The sequence below is a fragment of the Gymnodinialimonas sp. 57CJ19 genome, from assembly GCF_038396845.1.
Lineage (GTDB): Bacteria > Pseudomonadota > Alphaproteobacteria > Rhodobacterales > Rhodobacteraceae > Gymnodinialimonas.
In genome coordinates, this window is sequence record NZ_CP151587.1 from 1,508,502 (window position 1) to 1,513,896 (window position 5,395).

Consider the following 5,395-nt stretch of genomic DNA (forward strand, 5'->3'; position numbering starts at 1 on the left):
GGCTAGTCTGTGCCGGACTTCTATGGCATAACGCTCGTCCTGAGCCTCCACACATACTTCGATCAAGGACTGACCCCCGTGAGCCGTTTTTCCGCCCCCATCGCCGAACAAATCTGGGACATGAAATATCGTCTCAAAGAGGCGGATGGCACGCCCCTGGACACCAGCGTCGAAGATACTTGGCGCCGTATTGCTCGTGCGTTGGCCGAGGTCGAAGACGACAAACAGCAGTGGGAGGACAAGTTCTACACGGCGCTGGAGGACTTCAAATACCTGCCCGCAGGCCGCATCGTAGCAGGCGCGGGCACGGGCCGTAGCGTGACCTTGTTCAACTGTTTTGTCATGGGCACCGTGCCCGACAGCATGGGCGGTATCTTCGACATGCTGAAAGAGGCCGCGCTGACGATGCAGCAGGGCGGGGGGATTGGCTACGATTTCTCGACCATCCGGCCCAAGGGAGCTGCCGTGTCAGGTGTGGCGGCGGATGCCAGTGGGCCGCTCAGCTTCATGGATGTCTGGGACGCCATGTGCCGCACCATCATGTCTGCCGGGTCGCGCCGGGGCGCGATGATGGCCACGATGCGCTGCGATCACCCCGATATCGCGGATTTCATCGCTGCCAAGCAAGACCCCGCCCGCCTGCGCATGTTCAACATGTCGGTGCTGGCAACCGATCCGTTCATGGAGGCTGTCAAAGCCGATGGCCCTTGGGATCTGGTCTTTGACGGCCGCGTCTACACCACCATTCAGGCCCGTGATCTGTGGAACAAGATCATGCGCGCCACCTATGATTACGCCGAACCCGGTGTGATTTTCATCGACCGGATCAACGCTGAAAACAACCTCAACTACGCCGAGACGATCTGCGCCACCAACCCCTGTGGCGAACAGCCGCTGCCGCCCTATGGCGCTTGTCTTCTGGGGTCTGTGAACCTTGCTCAGCTGGTGGAAAACCCCTTCACCGACGGCACGTTGAACGCCGAAAAATTGGCCGATCTGACCGCCACCGCGATCCGCATGATGGATAACGTTGTCGATGCCTCTCGTTTCCCGTTGCAGGCTCAGGCCGCCGAGGCCGCCGCCAAGCGGCGCATCGGTTTGGGCGTCACCGGGCTGGCCGACGCCTTGGCCATGTGTGGCCTGCGCTACGGGTCCGAGGAGGCCGCCGCCAAGACAGGCGAATGGATGGCCCTGATCGCCAACGCGTCCTACCGGGCCTCGGCTGAACTGGCCGCTGAAAAAGGCGCATTTCCCCTATTTGATGCAGAGGAATACGCCAAGGCCCCGATGATCCGTCGCCTCGACGCCGATGTCCAAGCGCTGATCGCGCAGAACGGCCTTCGCAACGCCCTGCTGACCTCCATCGCGCCCACCGGGACGATCAGCCTGTTCGCGGGCAATGTCTCATCAGGGATCGAGCCGATCTTCGCCAACGCCTACACCCGCAAAGTGCTGCAAGTGGATGGTTCCAGAACCGAAGAAGAAGTCGTTGATTTCGCCGTCGCCAAGTGGCGGGAGCTTCACGGCGACAGCCCGCTGCCCGACTACTTCGTGAACGCGCAAACCCTCGCGCCTCTGGACCATGTCCGCATGCAATCCGCCGCGCAGCCTTGGATCGACAGCTCCATCTCCAAGACCATCAACGTCCCCGCAGATATCAGCTTCGAGGCCTTCAAGGACGTCTACGCCGAGGCCTATGCCACCGGCTGCAAAGGCTGCACGACCTACCGTCCGAACGATGTGACGGGAAGTGTTTTGAGTGTGAATGAGGAGGCGCCGGTTGTAGCAACTGGAGAGGGGTACCGGGAGCGCATTCAGACGATTGTGGATGCAAACCAGACAAGCCTGCGTCAGGTCTCCTTAGACGCGGGGCTTAGCCATGGGTACCTCCATGGTGTCGTCAAGGACGGTAAAGAAGCGACTGTTGATCGATTGGTCAAAGTTGCGGATGTTCTGGGGGTCACCATCGCGGAGCTTACCACTGCCACGCCCGGCGGTACGCCGGGCAGCGCCGTTCCGTCCCCCCGGGGCGGCGCGGCGCACCACCCCGACGGCCCGGCGCAGCCCTCTGTCGTGAGCGAGGATTCCGCCACTACACCGCTGGAAATGTCCTCGGGCACCAGCAGCGAAGTGGTCTATATGTCCGAACCGCTTCAGCGCCCGGGAGAGCTGGAGGGCAATACCTACAAGGTCAAATGGCCCGACAGCGAACACGCCATCTACATCACGATCAACGACATTGTTCTAAACGGCCACCGCCGCCCGTTCGAGGTCTTCATCAACTCCAAGAATATGGAGCATTTTGCCTGGACCGTGGCGCTGACAAGGATGATCTCTGCCGTGTTCCGGCGCGGCGGCGATGTGTCTTTCGTGGTGGAAGAGCTTAAAGCCGTCTTCGATCCGCGCGGCGGTGCTTGGATGCAGGGAAAATACGTCCCCTCCATCCTCGCGGCCATCGGCGGTGTGATCGAGAAACACATGATCGCCACGGGCTTTTTGGCAGGTGAAGGGATGGGCCTGAAGTCCGACCCGCAAGCCGATGTGGTCAACCTCAACCACCGCCCCGGTCCTGCGTGCCCCTCTTGCGGGCAGTTTGACCTGCGGATGATGGAAGGGTGCCTTACCTGTGGGTCTTGTGGCCACTCGAAATGCGGTTGACCTTTTATATTTTGAAAGCCGGATGCGGGCATGGGCCGGCATTCGGCGCTAGGCTACTGTTAAAAAAGAAACCTACGCGTGATGGCGCCATGCGCGACACGTCGCGATCCTTGATCTGACAGCTGTGGAATGGGTGCACGGGCTTGCGCAGTTTGTCCGCTTGTTTTTTCGGGGGACGTCTAATTTTCACAATTTCAATTTCACGACACCGCCAGACGCCATGATCGCTGCCTCCCCCGTCTCGATCTGCAAGCGTCGTTAACCTTTTCCACACAGTTCGTATGAATATCAACAGACAAGCCCACCAACCTCTTTAATTCACTTGACCCGAGGGCAGCCCGTATGTGAATCATCTGGGAAACGCTCTGGGAATGTCTTAATGTTGTATTTAGTCAAGGGAATGGCGAGAAGTTTTGCTCGCAATGCTGGTGCAGCGGCGATTGTTGCAAGTCTTGCAACTTTCGGGGCCGGGCAGGGTCAGGCGCAAACGCTTTCTTTGACGGAAGCCTACCAGCGGATGTTGGACCGGGAGGTTCAATATCAAATTCTCGATCTAGAGCTTGATGTCGCGCAGGAGCTTGTCCAGCAAGCCCGCGGTGAACGCCGCCCTCGAGTCGGTCTGCGCATCCAGTATATCAATACCAGCCAAGAGATTATCAGCCAGGACAACGGCACTTTCCAGGAAGGCACGTCCGAATATCCAACCACGCGGGTGACCTTCTCGGTGCGTCAGCCGCTTTATGATGCAGTGCGTTTCCGTGCCCTTCCCGTGGCGCAGGCCGAGGCTGAGTTGGTTTCTGCCCAAGCGGCCGTGGCGCGCAACGACCTTTCCGGCATGTTGATCAATTCCTACCTTGATGTGGCCCGCGCCCAGATCGGGGTAGAGCAAGCTCGCATCCTGATCCGCGCCCGGACGCAGCTAGAGCGTGACATCGGCCTGCAAGTCGATGCGGGTCGGATCGAAGTAGATCAATTGTTCCGCGCCCAGGGCGATGTGCTGGAAGCACGCGTTGTGCAGTCCGAGCGGGACCTGGACCTGACAAACGCCCTCTTTGACCTTTACCGCTTCACCGGCCCTGACGTGACAGGCGTTGCCTATGCGGGCGCGGCTGTGGGGATTCCTACTTACAACAACCTTGTGGGCACTTTCAGCGCCGAGCGGTTGCTGGAATTGTCTCCGGCAATTCAGGTGGCCCGCGCCGAAGTCGCCGTGTCTGAACGCCAGCTAGAGGTTGTGCGGGCCTCTTTCCGCCCCACGGCGAACGTGACCCTGGAATTTGAGAGCGAAGAAACCGAAGGGTCGTTGTTTGGCGGCGGCTCCAACGTGCAATCCACCGAATTGGGCGTTGATCTCAACTGGTCGATCTACGAAGGCGGCACCCGCCGCAGCCGCGTTCGCGAAGCGGAAGCCCGGGTTGAGATTGCGAACCTGCGGGTCGAACAGATTATCGACCTGAGCCAGCGCCGCTACGAGGGGCTGACCAGCGCATTGGAATCCAGCCTGCGTGCCGTAAACGCGATCAGCGCCGAACAAGGAGCCGCAGGCCGCCGCTTGAGCGCCGCGATCGAGCAAGAGAACGCAGGCCGCATTGGGCCGGAAGCCGCCCTTGAGGCCCGTCTTCGTCGTGACACACTTTCCCTGCAAGGTCAGATCGCGCGGCTTCGGGTGGTGCAATTGCAGGCGCAGTTGCTTGCCCTCTTCGGCGCCCTCGATGTGGATACATTGTCACAAGACTTCAGCGGCAGCTAAACCGGCCGGTCGCAGCCATGAACGTAAGAGTATTTTAGGAACCAAATGACCAAGCAATTGATGATCTACGACAACGTCGTCCCAGTGAACCGTGAAACACACCGCGACATGTCGATCCGGCAAATCACCTCCTTCGCATTCGCGAAAGAGGTGAACTCCGTTCCCATCGTGGACGTTGAATTCTCGCGGATCTGCTCAGAAGCACCGATCGTTTTCGCCAAGACTGAAACGGGTTTGGTCAGCCTTGCGCTGTTGGGGACGCAGCAGGACCGCAATGGCTTTGTGGACGAGGACAACGGTTGGACCGGTGCCTATGTGCCTGCGTTCTTCCGCCGGTATCCGTTTGTGTTCGCTGTGCAAGACGGCAGTGACCAGATGACCCTGTGCATTGATGAGGGCTTTGAGGGTCTCAACAACGAAGGCAAGGGCGAGCGGATGTTCGATTCCGAGGGTCAGGAAACATCCTACCTGCGCACCGTCCTGCGGTTCGCCGAAGAATACCAATCCACCTTCAATCGCACCCAAGCGTTCTGCGATCGTCTAGAGGCCGCCGATCTGCTGGAAGAGGCGCGGGTGGACTTCACGCTTTCCGACGGCACCCGGGGCGGTGTCACGGGCTTCCTGCGTGTCTCGGCCGAGAAATTCCGGGCCATCAGCGACGAGCAAATCGTTTCGATGTTCCGCACCGGCGATCTGGAGATGATCCAGATGCACCTTCTGTCGATGCAGCAGGTTGAGGCGATTGTCACCAAATCCGCGTCGCTGGTGGAAGGCATGGGCCTTCCGGATGATGCGGCAGCAGAACCTGCGGGCGTCCACTAGGGCGCTCATACCACCGGCGCAACGGGCAATTAGGGCCTGTTGCGCTGCAAAGATGATTAGAATGGCCGGTCCACGGCTGCATTTGAATACGATTAATTGGCTCGATTTGAGCTGGAGTATGTTTTCACCGTCGCGGTTTTACGCGGCCCTGTTTTGGGCGATACA

General features: G+C 59.6%; 3 protein-coding genes. All 3 read left to right on the forward strand.

The features are described from left to right. Positions 1–78 precede the first annotated feature (78 nt). The 3 genes from AADW23_RS07540 to AADW23_RS07550 all read left to right on the forward strand — a co-directional run bounded on the left by AADW23_RS07540 (position 79) and on the right by AADW23_RS07550 (position 5,230). Positions 79–2,658, forward strand: a complete 2,580-nt coding sequence (locus tag AADW23_RS07540) for an adenosylcobalamin-dependent ribonucleoside-diphosphate reductase (RefSeq protein WP_341863897.1) — start codon at positions 79–81, stop codon at positions 2,656–2,658. 379 nt (positions 2,659–3,037) lie between these two features. Then, on the forward strand, positions 3,038–4,408 hold the full coding sequence (locus AADW23_RS07545; protein WP_341863898.1) for a TolC family protein: 1,371 nt from the start codon (positions 3,038–3,040) through the stop codon (positions 4,406–4,408). A 45-nt stretch (positions 4,409–4,453) separates the two neighbouring features. Further along, positions 4,454–5,230, forward strand: a complete 777-nt coding sequence (locus AADW23_RS07550; protein WP_341863899.1) for a SapC family protein — start codon at positions 4,454–4,456, stop codon at positions 5,228–5,230. The last annotated feature ends 165 nt before the right edge of the window (positions 5,231–5,395 follow it).

Coding starts and splice junctions, on each gene's coding strand:
- AADW23_RS07545 (WP_341863898.1), top strand. CDS start 3,038: ATGTTGTATTTAGTCAAGGGAATGGCGAGAAGTTTTGCTCGCAATGCT.
- AADW23_RS07550 (WP_341863899.1), top strand. CDS start 4,454: ATGACCAAGCAATTGATGATCTACGACAACGTCGTCCCAGTGAACCGT.